Origin of the sequence: Pseudoalteromonas sp. P1-26 (assembly GCF_001401795.1) — a bacterium.
In the GTDB taxonomy this organism is placed as follows: Bacteria; Pseudomonadota; Gammaproteobacteria; order Enterobacterales; family Alteromonadaceae; genus Pseudoalteromonas.
This window is the reverse complement of the sequence record NZ_LKDX01000018.1, coordinates 62,442-83,905: the sequence shown is the minus strand read 5'-3', so window position 1 is coordinate 83,905 and position 21,464 is coordinate 62,442. Positions and strand designations below refer to the sequence as shown.

Sequence of the window (21,464 nt, the reverse complement as noted above, 5' to 3'; positions counted from 1 at the left end):
GGAGGGGTTCCCGAGCGGCCAAAGGGATCAGACTGTAAATCTGACGGCTCAGCCTTCGCTGGTTCGAATCCAGCTCCCTCCACCACTTTCCTTCTTAGAAAAGTGGGGCCAAATGCAATAGTAAAAATTTGTGTGGAGGGGTTCCCGAGCGGCCAAAGGGATCAGACTGTAAATCTGACGGCTCAGCCTTCGCTGGTTCGAATCCAGCTCCCTCCACCACTCTTTACTCTTTCTAGCTTTACTCTTTCTAGCTTTACTCTTTCTAGCTTTACTCTTTCTAGCTTTACTCTTTCTAACTTTACTCTCGCTAACTTTACTCTCGCTAACTTTACTCTCGCTAACTTTACTCTCGCTAACTTAAGCTACCAACTCAAACTACTTCCATTTGCTTTTAACCATTGCTCGGCTTTTTTATAATTTGGATAAAACTGGTTCACACGTTGCCAAAACTTAGCGCTATGGTTCATATGTAAAAGATGCGCAAGCTCATGTACAACCACATAATCAATCACCCAGGTTGGCGCACTTGCTAAATGTAAATTAAAAGTCAGCTCGCGGCGTTTATTACAACTGCCCCAACGACGTTTATAATGTTGAATTTTAAGCTTTGTCGGTAATGTTTCTGACATCTGCAAACAATAATCATGAACACGCATTTCAATATAGCTTTCAAGCTTTTCATGTAAAAACTGTTCAAGCAAAGCGATGTAGTTAGCTTCTTGATGTTTGACGCGCGATGATATTGATAAGGTAAGCTGAGACTGTGCATCTTGTTGCCACGTACTTTTCGGGCCTTTAGCAAATACTATCGGCACGTTTTGCCCAAACAACTTAATAGTGGCGTTTACTAATGGTAGTTGACGGTTTTCAGCATGAATGGATTGTTTGGCTATTTGTTCAACGACCCAATCTTGCTTGGTCTTGAGCCAGGCATCAATCTCAGTTTGTGGAACATAAAAAGGCGCATAAACGGTCAATTTCTGCTCGGCAACTTTAATTGCCACGGTTGTTCTGCGTTTACTGCGCTTTAGGGTGTAATCCAACAAAGATAAGCCAATTCAATTAATAAAAATAAGAGATTCCATTTTACCCTGCTAAATAGCTGCTAATCTATAAAGATGACTCACAAATAAGTTTTCATCCTTATGCCTGACAAACCATGTTGTAGTTATACCTCACCAACAGGTAACAAGTGCCAAGAAACAGATATGGGCTCTGGATTTTGCTTTTGGCATGATAGTAAATTTGATAAATCAGGGCTAGATCTAACCCAAAAATTAGAGCGCTATGCAAAAAAAGGTGGCTTATTAGAAGGCCTGCAATTGCAAAGAGCGAACCTTTCAGGACTTAACTTAATCAAGCAGGATGACGAAGAAGGTTATGATCTCTCCTATTGTAATTTTTATCGTGCTAATTTAACGGGCGCTCATTTATTTAATAATAAAATAGCCAACGCTTCATTAATGAAAGCCAATTTACATAGTGCGAGTTTGCATTACTGTGATTTAAAAAATACCAACTTATTGGGCATCAAACTCAACGACAGTCGAATTGATAATATCGAATTGGGTGACCAATTATTACAAGAAGCGGCTGCATTTAAAGCACGTAAAAATAAGCAGCATGATGAAGCACGAGACTTATTTGAGCAATCTGAAGAAATATATCGCAATTTAAGAAAAGCCTCTGAGCATCAAGGACTTTTTGAACTCGCCGGTAACTTCACCTACAAAGAATTAAGAATGCGTCATGCGCAATACCGCAAAGGCTCAACCAAGCAAATTACTTCTAGCTTTATAGATATGTTATGTGGTTATGGCGAAAAGCCCGAAAATGTCATTCGCTTTAGTCTGTCACTCATTATTTGCTGTGCATTTTGTTATTTCTTATTTGGGGTTAGTTATCAAGATTCTGTGATGCAGCTGAGCTTTGAAAACTCATTTCAAAGCAATTTGTCGGCCTTACTGAATAGTTTTTATTTCAGCGTGGTGACTTTTACAACGCTTGGCTATGGTGACATTACGCCAATAGGTTTTTCGAGATTAATCGCAGCCATAGAAGCATTTTGTGGTAGCTTCTCGCTCGCTTTATTCGTCGTTGTTTTTGTAAAGCGCATGACTCGCTAACGCATGATGTATGAACCCTTATGCTCTTTTGCCTGATACATTTTTTTGTCGGCACGATTAATTAACTCTTCAGCATCTACTGTGCTATCAAGCGGTGCTGCAATAAGACCAAAGCTTAAATGCAGCTCAGGGTATTGTTGTTCAAATGCGGCTATAAGTTTTTCGCAAATACTAAAAGCGCTATCTAACTCGCAATCAGGTAAAATGATACAAAACTCATCCCCTCCATAGCGGCACGGTATATCAATCTCGCGAATATTTTCAAGTAAGTATTGCCCTATATATTTAAGGACTTCGTCGCCTTTTAAATGCCCTTGTGTGTCATTCACTGACTTAAAGTCATCAAGATCAAAATAAACAACCGTTAATGGTGATTTGTGACGTCTGGCTCTGGCAAGGTCGCGTTGTAATAGCTCTTGCATGACACGCCGGTTGTAGAGGTTGGTGAGTGGGTCGAGTTTAGCGAGTTTCTCTAGTTCTTGTGTGCGCTGAGCAACTTTTTCTTCAAGGCCTTTTGCATACACTTCGGTGCGGCGTTTCGCATTTTCAATTTCGCCCACTAAGCTGTCGATATAAGTATCAAAGACCAAGGTCGTATCAAAGTAAATTAATTTATCAATGATGTTAAGGGTATGATTTAATTCTTCTTGATCGCTTATTGTGGTGCGAAGTACATTAAATATGAGCTCTTTTAAAGTACACACAGCCGATAAGTAAAGCTTAGGTTCAACACCAATACGCTTATGCACCATACCAATCCGTAAGCGGTTATTAACATACTCATGTTCGTAACGACCGCAAAATAAATCGATTATATACTGCCTTTGCGCATCTCTGAGTCGTGTTAAAGTATCCGCATCACCAATTAATAACGAAATTTCATCTACTTCAGTTTGTTTTTTATAAAACTCATTAACCACATTTTCAATGGCTGATTCTATAATGGGCTTGTAGTTTAATAATGATGAGAGACTGTTTGAAGTCAGCCCTAATAAACTCATTCTGTGCTGAATTTCTACATCATTAATTTGCATTTGTTCAACTAAAGTTTGCTCGGTTCTTCTCATCTACCCACCTCGAACTACTCCTTTTTAATTAAATATAGCCAAGGTTTTGAATCCTACGTACTTAAGTGATAGGTTTTTCTCTAAATTCAGAACAATTTGTATTAGACTGCTATAACAAGCCGTTTCAAAAAAATATTATGCTCGCGAAATTTTTTATTACCGATCAAAACCCCAGCCTAATAGTAAGTGGTGTCTATGATCCAAGCTTAGTTGCTCTTTCTATTGCTACGGCTATTTTTGCTGCTTATTTTTCACTCCATATCATTGATTTAGCAAATAGAACTCAATTTGATTCGTACCGTAAATTAGGCAGTGCAACAGGTGCCTTGGTGATGTCAGGTGGGATTTGGAGTATGCACTTTATCGGCATGCTGGCTTTTTCATTATGCACCACCGTGGAGTACGACCCTACACTGACATTTTTTTCATTTATTCCTGCATTTTTAGCCTGCTATACCGCATTTTCATTTTTGAAACGCAAAGATTTAAAGCAAATACCAACAACAATAAAGCTACTCATTGGCTCTGTATTACTTGGCTCTGGCATTGGTGCGATGCACTACTCGGGCATGGCCGCCATGCAAATGAGTCCGCTGCTTCGCTACGACCCGGCTTGGTTTGCAGCATCAATTGTGGTGGCTGTTGCATTATCTTTTGTCGGCTTATATGCGCGATTTCACTTAGGCGAGCACTTTAAAAAGCTTACGGTGTTACAAACCCGCATCATTTGCGCCATTATCTTTGGCTTTGCTGTAGCGGGTATGCACTATATGGGAATGGCCGCCACCCGCTTTGTTGCAACCTCACCTTTGTTATCTGAAAACGTTCAAACGTCGCAACTTACTTTTATCGCCATTAGCGTTTCATTTGCTACCGTATTATTGACTGCTCTGGTTGGGATTATTAACGGCATGGTGCGTTATCGCTTATTACTGGCAGAAAAATCAGCAGAAGAGTCGCGCTTAGATGCCATTTTAGGCACCGCAATAGATGGTATCGTAACGATTAATATTCATGGCATTATTTTAAGCTTTAATAAATCAGCAGAAACTATTTTTGGTTGGCGCCAAGACGAAGTGCTGGGCAAAAACGTAAAACTATTAATGAACGACGATATAGCCGCGCAACATGATGGTTACTTAGCTGATAGTAGCAGGCATGAAGTTAAAAAAGTGATTGGCGTTAACCGTAATGTGTTTGCGAAGCACAAAGATGGTCATTTATTTCCTATTCGACTTGGCCTTGGTGAAGTAAAACAGCCTAACGCAGAAACATTGTTTGTTGGCTTTATAACCGATTTAACAGAGCAACGTGCACTACAGCAAAGTCTCGAAGAAAAAGAGAAACAATATCGTACCTTAATGAACAATACCCCAGGCGCTGTATTTCGTTGTTTGTTAGATGAACATTGGACGATGAAGTTTATAAGCCCCAGTGTTTTTGACTTAACAGGTTACAGCCCTGAAGAGTTTACCGATGGCACAGTTACATTTGCTCAAATCATTAATAACGATGATGTAGCGCATATTGATGAAGTTATGGAAAAAGCCATAGCTGAAAAAAACCAATATGCGGTTGAGTACCGCATTCGCCACCGAAATGGCAAAGTTGTGTGGGTTTTAGACCAAGGAACAATTAACGAAAATAGTGATTCTGAACAAAAGTGGATCGATGGTGTACTTATAGATATCACCGCTCGTCACGAATATGAAGAATCACTCAAAAAAGCAAAACAAGAAGCTGAAGCCGCAGCACAAGCAAAACAATCATTTATGGCAAACATGAGCCATGAAATACGCACGCCAATGAATGCAATAATCGGCTTTAGCGACATATTAATGGATAGTCCTCTTAGTAAAGAGCAACAAAAACATATTATTACCGTCAATAAATCAGCTCGCTCACTGTTGCATTTGCTCAATGAAGTACTAGATTCTGCAAAGTTAGAAAAAGGCAAACTCGATATTCAGGCAGAGCACTTTAACTTACAAGCCTTGCTCGACAATATCGTCTCGACTTTTTGGCTTGAAGCGAAGCGTAAAGATATTCTGCTTGATTTGATTATCGCTGATAGTGTTGCGCCTATTTATATTGGCGATGAGTCTCGCATTCGCCAAGTGATGAATAATCTCATCGGGAATGCAATTAAATTTACCGAGCAAGGGTCTGTCACAATTACGGTGAGTCAAACTCAAAATAAACAATTGTTTTTCGAAGTACAAGACAGCGGTATTGGCATAGCCAAGCACCGCTTAGATGCTATTTTCCAGCCATTTGAACAAGCCGACGGCACCATGACACGCCGATTTGGTGGCACAGGTCTTGGCACCACTATTAGTAAGCAGCTTGTTGAGTTAATGGGTGGTTCAATTGGTGCTATTAGTGAAGAAGGTAAAGGGAGCTGCTTCTACTTTAGCCTTCCTTTACAGGAAGGTGATATCAGCCAAGTCGATACCCTAACTTGTAATCAATTAAACTTACCAAAACTTCGCATATTAGTGGTTGATGACATTGAGCAAAATGTTGAGCTACTGAACATTTTATTAACGCAAGCTGGGCACACCATCAGTACGGCTCACAATGGTCTTGAAGCCATTGCAGCATTTGAACAGCAAAGCTTTGATGTGATTTTGATGGATATACATATGCCGGAATGTGATGGCATTACGGCCTGTAAAGAAATCCGCGAAATAGAGAAAATCAGATGTTTAAAAATTACACCTATCATCGCGTTGACGGCGAGTGTTTTACAACAAGATAAAATTACTACAAAGCAGGCCGGTATGAATGGCTTTGCAAATAAACCCGTTGATATTAACCAACTGAACCATGAAATTGCGAAAGTGCTTGGTTTAGAAGTAAATAAAATCACTAACAATAAAGTCGGTGATGAGAAAAAGCACATCAACTACGACAAAGGTGTTTTGATGTGGGGAAGCAAAGAGAAATTAAATACGGAAATTGGCTTATTCCTAAGCAATCATCAACAGAGTATTCTACGACTGAAGGATCAGAAACTCAGTGAAGACGAACAAAAAGCAATTTTGCATACTCTTAAAGGAGTCGCGGGTAATTTAGCACTAGCAAAATTATTATACTTGTTATCAAACGCTGAGAAAGAACGTGAAAAGGAAAGCTTCCCTACACTCATTGCCGAGTGCGAACAGGAATGGCAAACGCTGATTGCATTACTTGCAGAACAGCCGCAGTCTAGTTCACAACAGCAACCCATACACGAAACGTCGCTGGGCGCATTTATTAGCCAAATTGAGGCACTGCAAGCGCAAGCTGAGCATGCAGAAATAGACGATGATTTATTAAGCCAAGTGCAATCCCAAGCACCGGCAACCTACCAAGATCAGGTTGTTGAAATTTGTGCGCATTTTGAAAACTTTGACTTTGATGCAGCAAGCACTGCTTTATCAGCTTTAAAGCACACTCTCCAAGCTGCTAAGGAACACCTATGACGCAAATCTCAGAACGTGCAAGAATTTTGGTCGTCGATGATGAACCAGCCAATTTAAAAGTGATCCGTGAAGTACTCGCTAACGATTATCGCTTATCGTTTGCAAAATCTGGCGAGCTTGCTCTTCAGCTTATTGAGAATGAACCTCCTAAGTTGATTTTGCTCGATATTATGATGCCAGATATGAGCGGCTTTGAAGTTTGTAAAGTATTGAAAGCAAATCCTGAAACTGCTCATATCCCTGTTATCTTTGTTACCGCACTTTCTCATGAGCAGGATGAGTCTGAAGGCTTTGCTCTAGGTGCAGTCGATTATATTACCAAACCAATTAGCCCTGCGATCGTCAGGGCGCGGGTTAAAAATCATTTATCATTAGTGCAAGCTGAGCAACTGCAATTAGCCCACATTGATTTGATCCAACGTTTAGGCCGCGCCGCAGAATATAAAGACACCGACACCGGTGAGCACATTGCAAGAATGAGCCGCTACAGTAAAGTACTCGCCCTTGCCTATGGCATGAGTGAGTACGAGGCCGAGCAGCTTAAACAGGCAGCGCCTATGCATGACGTTGGTAAGATAGGCATTCCTGATTCAGTACTATTAAAGCCTGGGCGCTTAAACGAAAACGAATACGAGCACATGAAACAACATGCCTTAATCGGTGCGAAGATTTTAGAGAACTCAACTTCGCCGCTATTACAACTTGCGCATAAGCTTGCCCTTGAACACCATGAAAAATGGGATGGTACGGGTTATCCGTATGGCCTGAAAGGCGAAGAAATCAGTATTGAAGGGCGTATTGTCACCATTGCAGATGTGTTTGATGCCTTAACCTCAAAACGCCCTTATAAAAAAGCCTGGTCGGTTGAAGAAGCGCTCGACTTATTGAAAGACGAAGCTGGTAAGCATTTTGACCCGCAACTAGTTGATTTATTTATTGGTCAAATAGATAGCATCATAGAAATCAAAAACACTTATACGAGCTGAGATATAAAGGCCTCATTTGAGGCCTTTTTTAATTGCATCGTAATCATGCGAAGTAATTTCATGGCTATTACCAGCACAATCTTTAAAATACATTGAATAAGTAACACCGTGGTCAGCAACAAATGTTTTAACATCAAACTGAGCGAGATGCTCAAGCCATGCTAAAAACTGTGCTGCATTTGCGCCAAAAGCAATACCTTTGCTTCTCCCGTCTGCTTCAAAGAGTGCTAAACGAATTGTCTTTGCTTGGTCCTCTAAGGTTAAAGGTCCTTTTCCTTCATCCCAAAAAGCAAGCTCTGGTACAACATTAAAGCCAAGTACTTGCTCATACCACTTTAGCGCAGCCGATAAATCATCAACATTTAAGTGGCAATGATCAACACCACATAAAGATGGAATAGCCATGTTACTCACCAATTTCGGTTTTTAACTGCTCTAAAAATTCGAGCATGTAAGCTGTGCGTCGTTTAGCTTCATCTTTTGCCGATGGCGTGTTCATACTCTCGCTAATGTGTAACAGCTTAATGAAGAAATGATCGAGGGTGTATTTTGTATCGTCAGGTTCGCGGTTTAAGCAAAATGGATCGTCTTTATGATACAGATAACGACCAATTGAGCCCCCTACTTTCATGCAGCGACTCACACCAATTGCACCTAATGCATCCATTCGATCCGCGTCTTGCACAATTTGCGCTTCGACACTTTGGACTTTGATATTGGCACTAAAGCTATGTGCCGCAATAGCATGATGAATAGCACTAAAATACTGCTCAGGATAATTAATTGAGGCTAGAAAACTTAACGCCTTATCTGCAGCCATGGTCGATGCTTTTGCCCTGTCTGGGTGGTTTTTAGCAACTGCAACACAATCATGTAACCAAGCTGCGGGTAACACCACAGCCATTTCTGCCTGCTCGGCAATACATAATTGTTTTGCAACCCTCACTACTCGCTCAATATGACTAATATCGTGTGCGACATCGGCATGGAGTAAAGACAAAATAAAGTCTCGACACTGAGTTTCTAAAGCTGCAAAGTCTATTTCTGGCTGCATATACTGGCTATCACCATTAACTGATTGAAATTATGCTTACTTTAGCGTGCTTACTAGATTTGTTCAAAACATTCATTGTATGTTTGCTAGTGCTTCATTAAACTATGCCCCCTTTTGTTTGACGCGAGAATCCCTATGTCATCTGCTATTTACCTGCAAGCTGGACGAGAAAAATCATTAAAAAGAAAACACCCTTGGGTGTTCTCAAAAGCCATTAAAAAAGTAAAAGGTAAGCCAGGACTAGGTGATACTGTCACAATCTATGACAATGACGGTAAGTTTTTAGCGATTGCAGCTTACAGCCCGCAATCACAAATACGTGCTCGCGTATGGAGCTTCGATCAAAACGAAATCATTGACCAAGCATTTTTTGAAAAGCGTTTGCGCCGTGCCTATGCTGCGCGCGAACAGGTGATCAGCGAAGGCGGCTTAACGGGTTTTCGTTTAAGCGCTGCAGAGTCTGACTACTTACCAGGCATCACTATCGATAAATTTGATAATGTACTGGTGTGCCAACTGCTTAGTGCCGGTGCAGAGCGCCATAAAGGTGAAATTGTTGCTGCACTTATGGCCATTTTCCCTGGTTGCGATATTTATGAGCGATCAGATGTTGATGTTCGTACTAAAGAAGGCCTTGAGCCAATCAAGGGCGTACTTTGGGGTAAAGAACCAACAGAGCCAGTCGTCATTGAAGAAAATGGCTTAAAACTCGAAGTAGACATTCTTGAAGGCCACAAAACTGGCTTTTACTTAGACCAACGTGATAGTCGTGCAGCTCTTGAGCGCTTTGTTAAAGACAAAACAGTATTAAACTGCTTTAGCTACACAGGTACTTTCTCGCTTTATGCTTTGCGTGGTGGTTGTAAACACGTTACTAACGTCGATGTATCACAGCCAGCACTTGATACGGCTAAGCGTAACGTTGAGCATAACAACCTTGATTTGTCTAAAGTTGATTTCGTTAAACAAGATGTCTTTAAGTTGTTGCGCCAATACCGTGATGAAGGTGTGCAATTTGATACTATCGTTATGGATCCACCAAAATTTGCTGACAACAAAGCGCAATTAACCGGTGCTTGCCGTGGTTATAAAGATATTAATATGATTGCGATGCAAATCTTAAAACCAGGTGGCACTTTACTCACTTTCTCGTGCTCTGGATTAATGGAACAAAATTTATTTCAAAAAGTGGTTGCGGATGCAGCCCTTGATGCAGGTAAAGACTTGTTGATCATGGAACGATTAAACCAAGCTGCCGACCACCCAATTGCTGGCAGCTACCCAGAAGGCTTTTATCTTAAAGGCCTGATCTGTAAGGTTTACTAGTTAAAACTTACAATTTCTAAACCGGCACTCAAGGAGCCATCTTGCTCCTTGGTTGCTCGTATCACACGGGCTGTTGCATCAAATGAGGTAATAGCCGTGCTAGTCGAAGCAATTAACACCCGATACAGACTGCCTATTTCTAAAACTTCATCAAGGTGAATTGCCAGCCCTGTTGCACTTAAATCAGTGCACATAGCCTGAATTTCTTCGCCATTAACAACATCTAATGGGATTAGTTTTGCAGGGGTATGAATTTGCATGCGGCGAAAGTCGCGTTTTTCCTCATGAAACATATGGCCTCCTATACCAGTGTTTTTATTTTCTCTATTAATGTTTTAACAGAAAAAGGCTTCACTACATAGGCGTCACACCCGGCATCAAACCCCGCTTTTTGTTCAAGCTCGGTTTCAAGGCCAGACACCATGACAACAGGAATTTGCTCTGTTTCTGGGGTGTTTTTTAGTAATCGGCAGGTATCATAACCATCTAAGCCCGGCATACAAACATCTAGTAGTATAGCATCTGGCGGCTCTGCAATGGCTGAAGTTAAACACGATGCGCCTGAGTTTGCATAACTTAATGAGAATTCATCCCCAAGGCTTGCTTTGAGCATTTCAAAATTAAAATATTCATCATCGACGACCAAAATAGTTGGTCGCGGTCGATTTACCGTACGCTCAGGAACTGAGATCGGTTTTTCCTTTTCAATGCCCACATAATCTCCTTTTAGCATCTGTGTTTGTAACTTAAAGCAAGGAGGCGTTAACCTCATTGCTCATTCCTTAGTATTATAACTCACATTCTTTGATTGCGTTTAAAACACGTTTAGCAGATACAGGATAAGGTGTCCCTAGTGTTTGTGCAAATAAAGAAACACGTAACTCCTGTTGCATCCAAAATATCGCACTGATCTCTTCAGGAATTGGCATACCCTTAGGAATTTTATTAGCTAATTTTTGATATTGCTCAGCTACTTTTTCAAGCTCAAGCACACACAACCTATCACGATTAGGATCAACAGGGAGCTTTTCTAGGCGGCGTTCAATGGCTTTTAAGTAACGAATTAAATCCGTCATTTTTGCTGCGCCGTGCTGGCTAACAAAGCCTTTGAAAACTAAGCTTTGTAACTGTGATTTAATATCACCGTGCGCTGTTATCATGGTTAAATCAACGCGTCCTTTCATACGTTTATTTAAGCCATGAGCAATACTTAGCACTTGCTCTACTTGGGTAGCGATCTCAACAACCGTATCACCAAGCTCACCGCGAATTTGCTCTTTCGCTTTTTCAAATGCATCTGCTGTGCGAATGTTGCCGTATTTAGTTAATAGGCTATCGACGGCTGCAGCGATACAGTCATCAATTAAGTCATTGACCTTACCAAACGGATTAAAGTACAAACCTAATTTAGATTTGTTTGGTAAGTTTTGTTGTAAATACTTAATTGGTGATGGCACATTTAATAACACTAAGCGGCGTAAACCTTGTTGGTGCGCTTGCTGTGCTTTGTGTTCATTATCAAATAGCTCAACCGCAGCTGAGTCTTTTTTATCCACCAGCGCTGGAAACGCTTTGATTTCGTATTGACCTTGTTTTTTCACGTAAGAGCTTGGTAACTCGCCAAAGCTCCACTCAGTCAAATCAGCTTTTTCTATGCCTTTGTCTGCTACTTTCGATAAGGTATCCGTTACCTTACCTTGTAACTGGGCTTTTAGTTTAGATAAATTTAAACCGCGAGCGAGTAACTTATCGTGTTCATCGCGCACTTCAAACTGTAAGCGTAAATGCGGAGCAAGGGTTGATAAATCCCATGCATCAGGCTCAACACGCACACCTGTCATACGTAATAAGCGCGTGCTAATTGCATCAATTAAGTTGCCTTGCATCGGCTCGATTGCAGCAAGTACCGCATCGGCGTAGTTTGGCGCAGGCACAAAGTTGCGACGAATCGTTTTTGGTAGCGACTTGATAAGCGCACAAATTAATTCATGTCTAAATGCAGGAATATGCCAATCAAAGCCAGTTTCTTGAACTTGATTTAACAGCGCTACCGGAATTTGTACCGCAACACCATCGACGGCTTGCCCTGGATCAAAGTGATATGCCAGTGGTAATAATAAGTTCTCTTGCTGCCAAGTATCTGGGTAATCAAACTCGGTAACATGATCAGCACCATGCTGCATTAATTCTTCTCGAGACATATGCAAAAAGCGTTTATCTTTTTGTTTTTGTCCTTTCCACCACTTATTAAACGCGGCACGATTATTTACATCTTGTGGAATTTTCTTGTCGTAGAATTCAAACAGGGTTTGTTCATCAACTAAAATATCACGGCGGCGAGATTTATTTTCAAGAACCTGAATATCTTCAATTAACTCTTGGTTATATTGTAAAAAGCCTTCATTTTGACCCAGTTCTTGCTCTACTAAAGCGGTGCGAATAAACAACTCGCGACTTACTTTTGGATCAATATTGCTGTATACACAGCGGCGCTTATTAACAATTAATAGGCCATACAAGGTTTGCTGCTCAAACGCGATAACTGCACCCGGCTTTTTCTCCCAATGCGGTTCACTGTAGCTGCGCTTTACTAAATGCTGTGCAAAGCCTTCAACCCATTTCAAGTCTATGCGCGCGTTGATCCGCGCATAAAGCTTACTGGTCTCAACAAGCTCTGCCGACATAATCCATTTTGGGCTCTTTTTAAATAATCCTGAACCTGGGAAAATATGGAATTGGCTGTTGCGGGCGCCTTTATAAATTTGTTTTTCATCTTTAAAACCAATATGACTTAACATACCGCTTAATAAAGATTGATGAATTCGCTCGCTATCAGCAACATTGGTAGTGGCCTTCATGCCCATTTCATTACATACCGTTGATAGCTGATAAACAATATCTTGCCATTCGCGAATACGCATATAGGCTAAAAAGTCCTTTTGGCATAACTTTCTAAACTGGCTATTGCTCAATTCAGATTGCTGCTCTTCAAGGTAATTCCACAGATTTAAAAAGGCGATAAAATCTGAATCAGGGTCATCAAAACGGCCATGCTTTTCATCCGCTGCACCACGTTTTTCTTGTGGTCGCTCTCTTGGGTCTTGAATCGACAATGCCGCAACTATAATAATCACTTCACGCAGTGCACCTAAGCCATCGGCAGTCAGCACCATTTTAGCTAACCGTGGATCAACCGGTAAACGGCTTAAGCTTCTGCCTGATTTCGTAAGCTCAGTCTTTTTATGGCGTTTAGCTGGCTTAATTGCTTCGAGTTCTTCAAGTAGCGTTAAACCATCGTTGATATTACGGCTATCTGGCGCTTGCACAAACGGGAACTGCTGCATGTCGCCAAGCCCCAAACCAAGCATTTGCAAAATAACAGAAGCTAAGTTAGTGCGTAAAATTTCAGGATCAGTAAACTCAGGGCGCGAGTTAAAGTCTTCTTCACTGTATAAGCGAATACAGATACCCGCTTCGATACGACCACAGCGACCTTTACGCTGATTGGCACTGGCTTGTGAAATTGGCTCAATCGGTAATCGTTGTACCTTGGTACGATAGCTATAACGGCTGATGCGCGCGGTACCTGGGTCGATAACATAGCGAATACCCGGCACCGTTAGTGATGTTTCAGCCACGTTGGTGGCTAAAATAATATGACGACGGCTGTGCGGCGCAAAAATTCGGTTTTGTTCTGCGTTTGATAAACGCGAATATAGCGGTAAAACATCCGTGCCTTTGAGGTTTCGCTTTGATAACGCATCGGCGGTATCGCGAATCTCTCGTTCACCGTTCATAAAAATCAGAATATCGCCAGGACCTTCATCGCACAGCTCATCAACGGCATCAAAAATACCCTGTAATTGGTCACCATCCGCTTCCATCTCATCTTTGTTGATTTCAGTGGTTGGTCTATAACGAACCTCTACTGGGAAAGTTCGACCGGATACTTCGATGATGGGTGCATCATCAAAATGTTTAGAAAAACGCTCTGGGTCAATCGTCGCTGAGGTAATAATAACTTTTAAGTCAGGACGTTTTTGCAGTAAATTTTTTAAATAGCCTAAAATGAAATCGATATTCAGGCTACGTTCGTGGGCTTCATCGATGATGATGGTATCGTACTGATTTAGGTATCTGTCTTGTTGAATTTCAGCCAGCAGAATACCGTCTGTCATCAATTTAATGTAACTATTGTCAGAAACTTGGTCACTAAAGCGAATTTTAAAACCCACTTGTTGGCCTAGCTCGCATTGCATTTCTTCTGCAATACGATTCGCAACACTTCGAGCCGCGAGTCGGCGAGGCTGGGTGTGACCAATGTATCCATCAACACCCCGGCCAAGCTCTAAACACATTTTTGGGATCTGCGTCGTTTTACCTGAGCCTGTTTCACCGGCGATGATCACTACTTGGTTATTGGCGATCGCCTGTTTAATGTCATCTTTCTTTTGACTAACAGGAAGTTGTTCTGGGTAGGTCACTTTAGGCAATGCAGCCAAACGTTGCTCGCGCAATTGCTGCGAACGACTAATATCTTCTGCTATTTTTTGCGCTATGTTTGCTTGCTTAGTTTCATCGTTGATTTTTTTAATACCATGAAGGCGTTTTTTGAAGATGAATTGATCTTTGCGTAAACACGTTTTTAATTCGCCGAACAGCGGACCTAGGTTAACCACCCGATACCCTTATATTTCTTAACCAATAGACTGATATTGTATCAAATAATCTATCAGGTGGTCATGGCTTTATTTATGCCAATTCGCTTAATTAAGTGAACAGTTTTGAGGCAATAAAATCTCGTTGATAACAAGGCAAAAATTTCGTTATTTAGTTGTTCTAAATGAGAGGTTTTTAACGCCGTTAGCGACAGATTTAATCCCTCAAAATGATTAAGTATTATTGCGAGTTGGCATAATCCTCTCTGTTGGGATTGGCATTGCACAAACATCGATGTAGTCAGGGCTTTCAACAAACCACGCTTCTACTCGATTTTTACGCGCTTCGATGAGGTCTTTAAAGGCATTTGAGTCTGTTTTCATCACCCGAAATTCACTGTTATCTGTATCTTTAATATCTGCTAATACTTGCATATCTGTGATGGGATTAAGTGGCTGACCTTCAGTGGCTTTACGCTGCAATAGATTAAAGTGCTCCATGCCTTCTAAAACACGACCAAACACGGTGATATTACGGTCCAAATAGCGCTGGCTATTACCGATGGTGACATAAAATTCGGTACCACCGGAATTAATATCATTACCGCGGGCCATAGCAAAAATTCCTGGGCAATGTACTTGCCATGTTTCGGTTTGGCTTTGGTTTTGTGCCACAGCAAAGCCATTTAAAAAGCCCGTTTTAGCGGCATAGCCATCAGGCCCTTTAAGCTCTGTAATCGCTAAAGGAGCCTCGGTGCGTAGATAAAACTCAGCAGGTAACCCTTTTTTGGCATTTTTAACAGGTTTACTTTCGCTGGCATCCCCGCCCTGCGCAACAAATCCTTCAACAAAGCGATACATACTCAGGCCTTGATAAAACCCTTCTTTGGCAAGCTGTCGCATGTTATTTGCGTGAATAGGCGCTAGTTTATCGTTTAGTTCGATATAAGCAGCCCCCGTAGGTAAGGTTAATTTAATGACGTTTTCGGCACTGACTTTTCGCCACTCACTGCTACTTGCGGTTTTAATGATTTCGCCAGCGGAACGTTTTTGGCTTGTTTCTTTTGCAGTAATTGGTGCAGCTAAAACTACGCCAAGACACAGAGTTAATAGACTTAATTTCATTGTTATTATCTTTTAAGTAATTGACAATTCAGCCTATTAACTTATGCCCTAATAAGCAAGTAAAAGCGATGTTTGATCACAAGTAGAGCGATTAGTCCCAATCAAATTTATAAAGAATATCAACATTTTGATAAAGGCCGCTGGTGACCTCAATATACAATTGCGACAACAATTGATAACGAACTGCTACTTCACTTAGTGAATCAAAAATACCAACACTGTATTTTACTTGAATACCTGGTGTAACATAGCCAGATATTTCAACTTTGGTGTCATCCCCGCTACCGCTTGAACTTAAGCTAACATCAGACAAACCAAAGCTTTCACCAATTTTAGATACCACACCTTCACTACGGTTTACACCTTGGGCAAGCAGTAATTGGGTGAGCATCGCATCGGTTGAACTATCTCCTTCATCAAGAGGTTGACCATTTAATAAATAAGCCAATGCTTGGGCTTGGTCCATCGCTGGCTCTGAGAATACTTTTAATGAAGGCTGTTCAACATTACCAGTTAAGGTAATACCCGCAATCACGCCATTCAAGGTGTTGTCTGGATTACGAATTGCCTTAATGTTCAAGTACGGTTTATCAATTGAGCCACTAAAGCCCACCTGACCGGTACGAATTTGCAAGTCTTGACCAAAAGCACGATAGGTACCTTGAACTAGGTTCAACTCACCCGTTGCTATCATCGGCGTAACTTGGTCCATGCTGATGTTTATGTCACCTTCAACTTTCGACTGTAAGCCAAACGAGTCAACGCGCACATCATTTTCAACCAACACCTTTAAGTTAATAGCATAATCAAAGGGCACTTTTTCTGACTGTTGCTGCTCAATATCAACAATGACTTCATCATCGCTGACTTGCACAGCACCTTCTGGTAGCTCTTCAATCGCAATACGTCCCCATGGCACGACGACTTGGCCATCAAGATTAAACGCATTATTTTTTAACGACATAGTTAAGTCTGGAGACACTTTAAAGGTGACATCTTGCTGAGCACGCACAAAAAACTCTTTACCGTTTAATCTCACGTCAACGTCCGGTAAATCTTGCTGCCAATCAACACCGCCAGATAAATTAAGCGCGCCCCCTTCCGTGTCTTTGAGCTCGCCAGTGAGCTTTGCACTTTGGTTATTAAAGGCAATGTTCACATAAGAGTTTTGCAGCGATACCGGTAAGGTTGCCCCTTCTAGATTGATATTTTCAACATCAAAATCACCATTGAGTAATGGCTCTTTTAAAGTACCTGCGATTGCTAACCGACCTTTTATGTCGCCTGTTAATTGCTCAAGTGAAGCTATAAAAGGGCGTAGGTTTGTTAACTCAATTTTCTCAATAACCAAGTCGCCCGCTAAGGTCTGTTGATTTTGAATATCATCAATGTTGAGCTCTGACGTCACTTTACCTAATACAGATGAATCAACTGTGGCATTAAGTTTACCCGTTTGCGCATCGCTCATTGCCGAGATATCTAAAACCTCTATCGGTAATTTATAAACATTTGCGTCATCAATTAAAGATGCTTCCAGCTGCTGAGTTTTGATATTGGCACGAATCGTTTTCAATGCACCATTATTCCAATTAGCAACAAACTCCCCATTTGCATCGCCTGTTACTTTCAAGTTATCAGGTAAGAAGTGTTTAAATTCAGCAATAGATAGCGCTGCAAGCTGTGCATTTAACTGGCCTAATTGCTTAGTTTGCTGCAAGGTCTCAAAGCATAGTTTTGAGTTATCACTTTGCCAGCAATGCGCGCCTACATTAAAGTCAAAGGTTTTGGTATTTACTTGGATATTAACCGGTTTATCAGTGCCAAAGCGTACCTGATTATCGGTAACAAGAATTTGGCTTAGCGCACCTTGCCAGGTCTCTTTATTAAATTTACCGTCTACATCAAATGATGCCTTGCCTTGATCTGCATCGAGTAAAAAAGTTAAATGATGATCTGTTTTATCGCCACTGGCGTCTAACTCAATTTGATTAATTTTATGCTCTGCGATCGATGCAGAATCGAGCACCAGTGACACATCCGTTTGCCAATCTGCTGCGTAATCAAATTGCCCTTTTAATGTTAAACCATCAACCTGAATATCTTGATAGCTCAATGTATTAAGGACTAGATTTAAATCAACCGTTGGCGCAAGACGCTCACCACGTAAGCTCAAATCAGCAAAACCCTTGCCTTGCATAGGCAAGATATCTTGACCACTTGCATCTAGACGCAATTTACCGTCTACACGCCATACGTCATCAACCTGTCCCGATAGCGCAATTTCATTTTTACCGCTTTTCACTTCAAGTTTTTTAAAACTCGCATGCAGGCTGCTATCAAGTTCAAAATCCGACAATAAGGTCACTGGCACTTCATTAACTGAACCATTTAATTGCGTGTTATCTAAGGCAAGCTGCCACTCACCTGCCTGTAAATTAAATGAACCATTAAATTCACCAGATAAATCACTGCTTAATGCATCCGTTAAGTATTGGGCTTTTAAGTGGCTTAAAACCCCTTTAAACTCGCTTTTTACCCCGTTCGACCAATCAACTGATGCGTTAATGTCTGCTTTACTGTCATTCGCATTGAGGCTTAACTGCTCAAGTTTTGCGTTTGTTAAACTACCGTGTAATTGCGATTTCACAGTCATTGCAGGTAATGCGTCTAACTGCGTTACTAGGCTCAAATCGACAGCATAAGCATCGGCATGGCCTTTGGCTTTTAAATCAAAGTCCGATAATTGCAGCTGTTGTGTATCTGTCGTAATTTGCCACTTTGCTATCTGGCCTGTTAAATCAAATGGGTAATTTGTTTGTTTTAGGTTAACAGCCCCTTTTAACTCTGCTGGGTACGCTCCTTGCGTTACTAAATCTAACGTTAAATCCTCAAGCGGGCCTGAAAGCGATAACTTCGCTTGATGCTCAGTGCTTTTTACAGACACTGCTCCCTCAATTGTATTTTCACCAGAAAGCTCTGCCATTAAATTAGAGTGCAATTGCCATTGCTGATAACTTGCAGCAAGCTTTTCAAGATTAATATCGCTGCCCTTAGCAGACGCAACTAATTCAATATTTTCTACAAGCTGAGCCTCTTCAACACCATAAGGGGTTACAGCAACTTTACTGATTTGAAATTGCTTTAACTCAATATTAATCGGTAGCGTAATATCGAGTGATGGTAATGCTGGCAGCTCTGTTAATGGCGTTGATTTAGGCTGCTCTTTTGCTTCGTGTAGCATCACAGCAACATCAGCAATGGTCAGTGTATCCACTGTAATATCCGATTCTTCGCCGCGACCACTTAAGTTTAATTTGTTGACTGTTACATCGGCGCTCGGGTGCGCAAGATTAAAGCGATTAATTGCAACTCGCTTAACAGCAACTTTCATTGGTAAGTTGATTTGACCAGCTTGCTCAGCTTCAGGCTCAGCTTCCGTGCTCTGCTCAGTTGATGCAGCTTGGCTTTTAATGCTTAGATCAATCGACTGGGCGCTTAAATTATCTAGGCAGATACCATCACAACGCCACCAGAATAAATCAATTTTTAGCTGCTTTGCCTCAAGCTTGATGCCTTGATTTTCAAAGTGAACATCAAACGCATCGTTATATAAAAAACGACCAGATGGCAGGTTGATTTTTAAACCATCAACTAACTTATTCGCTGTGTATGCAATAAAGTGATTACCGGGCGCGGTGAATAGCGAACAAAACACAATAACTAGCAGACTTGCCAACGTGATTGATAGAACCTTGGTTATCTTTTTTAACATCTTCATTAGATTTCAGGCCCTATGGTAATACTTAATCGGGTACTTTTGCTTTCTTTTGTTAAACCCCAAGCATGGTCGATACGTACAGGACCAACTGGCGTTAAATACCGAAAACCAAAACCGGCACCGACTTCGACGCGATCACTAAAATCATTAGTCGCAGTACCACTATCGACAAATAAGGCTGCGCGCCAATGTTCAGCGAATTGATAGTTATATTCAACAGTGCCACTCATTAAATATTTACCACCAATTAGGCGCCCTTTTTCATCTTCAGGGGAGATAGATTCATAGGCAAAACCACGTACACTCTGATCACCACCGGCATAAAAACGCAGTGATAACGGCACATCATTTATATTATCGACCAACATGGCACCTAGATTGGCTCTTAAAAACAGCATATGGCGTTCTGCAAAAGTAGTTAACCAGGCATTTTGCAGTTGTAAGCGCAAAATATTGGTTGAAGACATCATATCTTTTAAACCAAACTCTACTGACATCATCCATTGATAGCCTTCATAAGGCGTTGTGCCCCCCTCGGTGTCTTTTTTGGCATAACTAATACCAGGCATCAGCATTTTTGCGCTTTGTTCTTCATCCCCTATTCGATAGGTCTCGTAATCGCGTCTTAGAAAAGCAGTACGTACCCAATCGTCATCAGTGAGCCACTGCCGCTGAAGCTGTCCCGTGAATATACGACTGTATAAATCATTGGTTAATTCATCTTCAAGCTTGTAACCCACAGAAAAGCGCCAAAGATCATCATTAGGGTCGTCAACTGGCACCGTATAGCCAAGTGAAATATCTTGCTGGCGCTCAGATACATTGAGGTTACTTTCTAAATAATGACCATCTTCGGTGATCCAAGGCTTGGTCCATTTGAAACGGACTTTTGGTCCAAGGTCAGTGCTATAACCGCCACCCACTTCATAACTATTGGCAGGTTTGTGTAATACATCAACGTTGACAGGCACTTGATTATTTTTACGTTTTGCAATATCTGCATACACACGAACACTGGCAAAGTAAGGGGTGCTCGACAATGCTAAGTTGTAATCAGAAATCTCGGTCGCATTATAAGGCTGACCTTGTTTAAATTCAGCCAGCGAACGAATGTATTTTTCGGCTGGAGTCTCACTACCAATTGTGATGTCACCAAACTGATAACGGGGCCCAGTATCGACATTGAAAATGACTTTTGCGCTATTATTTTTTAGCGAAACTGCCAATTTATGCTCATGCCATTTTGCATCAAAATAGCCTAAGTCTAATAGTTGGCTTTCAATACGTTTTCTTGCGGCTTCATATTTACCGTGATTTAAAAAGTCACCTTGTTTGATTTTGATGCTGTTGACGGCAGACATAAATTCAGCGTCATCTTTACCGGCACCCGTGATAGTCACGTTAATATCTGCAATACGGGTAGCAGGACCACGTTGAACATCAACAATTAAAAGCTGCTGAGCATCATCGAAACTAATTTTGATTACCGGCTTATAATAACCAAGCGCCTTTAAACTCATTTCAACTTGGCTTTTAGCGTGACGCCTTAATGCCTTAGAAGTTTTTTCATTGACCAGTTGCTTAATGTAAAGCTCAACGTTTTTTTCGAGATCATCACTGATCCCTTGAATTTTATAATCTTTAATAACAGTTGAGGCACTAATTGCGTGCTGGCTGTATGAAAAGCAGATAAACACAAAGACAAAAAAGAAATGCCGAGTATACAAAAAATATCCTTACTTTTTTGGAAGAGTCATAATCTAAAATGAGTACAAAAAGATACTAGCACAGTGCAATAGCCACTGACATAATTGAAATGTTAAAATTAGTACGCGTTAAACAATTATTTTCGCTACAATAGCGGATAATACCTAGAT

General features: G+C 41.1%; 14 protein-coding genes and 2 tRNA genes. 6 read left to right on the top strand and 10 right to left on the bottom strand.

Annotated elements, in window-relative coordinates; all coding sequences use genetic code 11:
- Nucleotides 1-85 (top strand) — tRNA-Tyr (locus AN394_RS10805).
- Nucleotides 86-134: 49 nt separating this feature from the next.
- Nucleotides 135-219 (top strand) — tRNA-Tyr (locus tag AN394_RS10800).
- A gap of 143 nt (nucleotides 220-362) precedes the next feature.
- Here the strand turns inward: AN394_RS10800 and AN394_RS10795 are convergent.
- Nucleotides 363-1,043 carry a M48 family metallopeptidase gene (locus tag AN394_RS10795; RefSeq protein ID WP_055021510.1) on the bottom strand — a complete coding sequence of 227 codons (681 nt, stop codon included), beginning with the start codon at nucleotides 1,041-1,043 and terminating at the stop codon, nucleotides 363-365.
- Between the two features lie 102 nt (nucleotides 1,044-1,145).
- Between AN394_RS10795 and AN394_RS10790 the strand changes: the two genes are divergently transcribed.
- The gene (locus AN394_RS10790) at nucleotides 1,146-2,126 is read left to right on the top strand and encodes an ion channel (RefSeq protein WP_054564024.1); all 981 of its coding nucleotides are present in this window, start codon (nucleotides 1,146-1,148) and stop codon (nucleotides 2,124-2,126) included.
- Here AN394_RS10790 and AN394_RS10785 read toward each other — a convergent pair.
- Complete coding sequence (locus AN394_RS10785; protein ID WP_054564025.1) at nucleotides 2,123-3,193, bottom strand: GGDEF domain-containing protein; 1,071 nt, start codon at nucleotides 3,191-3,193, stop codon at nucleotides 2,123-2,125. The genes AN394_RS10790 and AN394_RS10785 overlap by 4 nt on opposite strands.
- Before the next feature lie 137 nt (nucleotides 3,194-3,330).
- Between AN394_RS10785 and AN394_RS10780 the strand changes: the two genes are divergently transcribed.
- Nucleotides 3,331-6,660, top strand: coding sequence for a PAS domain S-box protein (locus AN394_RS10780; RefSeq protein ID WP_055021509.1), 3,330 nt, complete (start codon nucleotides 3,331-3,333; stop codon nucleotides 6,658-6,660).
- A complete protein-coding gene (locus tag AN394_RS10775) occupies nucleotides 6,657-7,646 on the top strand; it encodes a two-component system response regulator (RefSeq protein ID WP_055021508.1) in 990 nt (329 codons plus the stop codon). The genes AN394_RS10780 and AN394_RS10775 overlap by 4 nt, the downstream gene beginning before the upstream one ends.
- A 12-nt stretch (nucleotides 7,647-7,658) precedes the next feature.
- Here the strand turns inward: AN394_RS10775 and AN394_RS10770 are convergent, their stop codons facing one another.
- Complete coding sequence (locus AN394_RS10770) at nucleotides 7,659-8,060, bottom strand: VOC family protein (RefSeq protein WP_173637085.1); 402 nt, start codon at nucleotides 8,058-8,060, stop codon at nucleotides 7,659-7,661.
- Entirely contained in the window at nucleotides 8,053-8,700 is a 648-nt protein-coding gene (locus tag AN394_RS10765) for an HD domain-containing protein (RefSeq protein ID WP_054564028.1), read from the bottom strand. Before AN394_RS10765 ends, AN394_RS10770 begins: the two co-directional genes overlap by 8 nt.
- 135 nt (nucleotides 8,701-8,835) lie before the next feature.
- Between AN394_RS10765 and AN394_RS10760 the strand changes: the two genes are divergently transcribed.
- A complete protein-coding gene (locus tag AN394_RS10760) occupies nucleotides 8,836-10,026 on the top strand; it encodes a class I SAM-dependent methyltransferase (protein WP_054564029.1) in 1,191 nt (396 codons plus the stop codon).
- Here AN394_RS10760 and AN394_RS10755 read toward each other — a convergent pair.
- The 6 genes from AN394_RS10755 to AN394_RS10730 all read right to left on the bottom strand — a co-directional run bounded on the left by AN394_RS10755 (nucleotide 10,023) and on the right by AN394_RS10730 (nucleotide 21,314).
- Nucleotides 10,023-10,319, bottom strand: a complete 297-nt coding sequence (locus AN394_RS10755) for a PilZ domain-containing protein (protein ID WP_054564030.1) — start codon at nucleotides 10,317-10,319, stop codon at nucleotides 10,023-10,025. The two genes, AN394_RS10760 and AN394_RS10755, sit on opposite strands and share 4 nt — an antisense overlap.
- Nucleotides 10,320-10,327: 8 nt before the next feature.
- The gene (locus tag AN394_RS10750) at nucleotides 10,328-10,675 is read right to left on the bottom strand and encodes a two-component system response regulator (RefSeq protein WP_268795275.1); all 348 of its coding nucleotides are present in this window, start codon (nucleotides 10,673-10,675) and stop codon (nucleotides 10,328-10,330) included.
- A gap of 139 nt (nucleotides 10,676-10,814) precedes the next feature.
- Nucleotides 10,815-14,705, bottom strand: coding sequence for an ATP-dependent RNA helicase HrpA (gene hrpA / locus AN394_RS10745; protein ID WP_055021506.1), 3,891 nt, complete (start codon nucleotides 14,703-14,705; stop codon nucleotides 10,815-10,817).
- Nucleotides 14,706-14,918: 213 nt separating this feature from the next.
- Nucleotides 14,919-15,809: a peptidylprolyl isomerase gene (locus AN394_RS10740; protein WP_055021505.1), complete on the bottom strand. Its 891-nt coding sequence runs from the start codon at nucleotides 15,807-15,809 to the stop codon at nucleotides 14,919-14,921.
- Nucleotides 15,810-15,900: 91 nt separating this feature from the next.
- Entirely contained in the window at nucleotides 15,901-19,587 is a 3,687-nt protein-coding gene (locus AN394_RS10735) for a translocation/assembly module TamB domain-containing protein (protein ID WP_055021504.1), read from the bottom strand.
- Nucleotides 19,587-21,314 (bottom strand): autotransporter assembly complex family protein, encoded by a 1,728-nt coding sequence (locus AN394_RS10730; protein ID WP_055021503.1) that lies wholly within the window; start codon nucleotides 21,312-21,314, stop codon nucleotides 19,587-19,589. The genes AN394_RS10735 and AN394_RS10730 overlap by 1 nt, the downstream gene beginning before the upstream one ends.
- Nucleotides 21,315-21,464 lie beyond the last annotated feature (150 nt).

What these genes read in the sequence shown, in the direction of transcription:
- AN394_RS10780 (WP_055021509.1), top strand. Translation starts at nt 3,331, where the DNA reads ATGCTCGCGAAATTTTTTATTACCGATCAAAACCCCAGCCTAATAGTA.
- AN394_RS10740 (WP_055021505.1), bottom strand. Translation starts at nt 15,809, where the DNA reads ATGAAATTAAGTCTATTAACTCTGTGTCTTGGCGTAGTTTTAGCTGCA.
- AN394_RS10755 (WP_054564030.1), bottom strand. Translation starts at nt 10,319, where the DNA reads ATGTTTCATGAGGAAAAACGCGACTTTCGCCGCATGCAAATTCATACC.
- AN394_RS10790 (WP_054564024.1), top strand. Translation starts at nt 1,146, where the DNA reads ATGCCTGACAAACCATGTTGTAGTTATACCTCACCAACAGGTAACAAG.
- AN394_RS10775 (WP_055021508.1), top strand. Translation starts at nt 6,657, where the DNA reads ATGACGCAAATCTCAGAACGTGCAAGAATTTTGGTCGTCGATGATGAA.
- AN394_RS10765 (WP_054564028.1), bottom strand. Translation starts at nt 8,700, where the DNA reads ATGCAGCCAGAAATAGACTTTGCAGCTTTAGAAACTCAGTGTCGAGAC.
- AN394_RS10785 (WP_054564025.1), bottom strand. Translation starts at nt 3,193, where the DNA reads ATGAGAAGAACCGAGCAAACTTTAGTTGAACAAATGCAAATTAATGAT.
- AN394_RS10735 (WP_055021504.1), bottom strand. Translation starts at nt 19,587, where the DNA reads ATGAAGATGTTAAAAAAGATAACCAAGGTTCTATCAATCACGTTGGCA.
- AN394_RS10760 (WP_054564029.1), top strand. Translation starts at nt 8,836, where the DNA reads ATGTCATCTGCTATTTACCTGCAAGCTGGACGAGAAAAATCATTAAAA.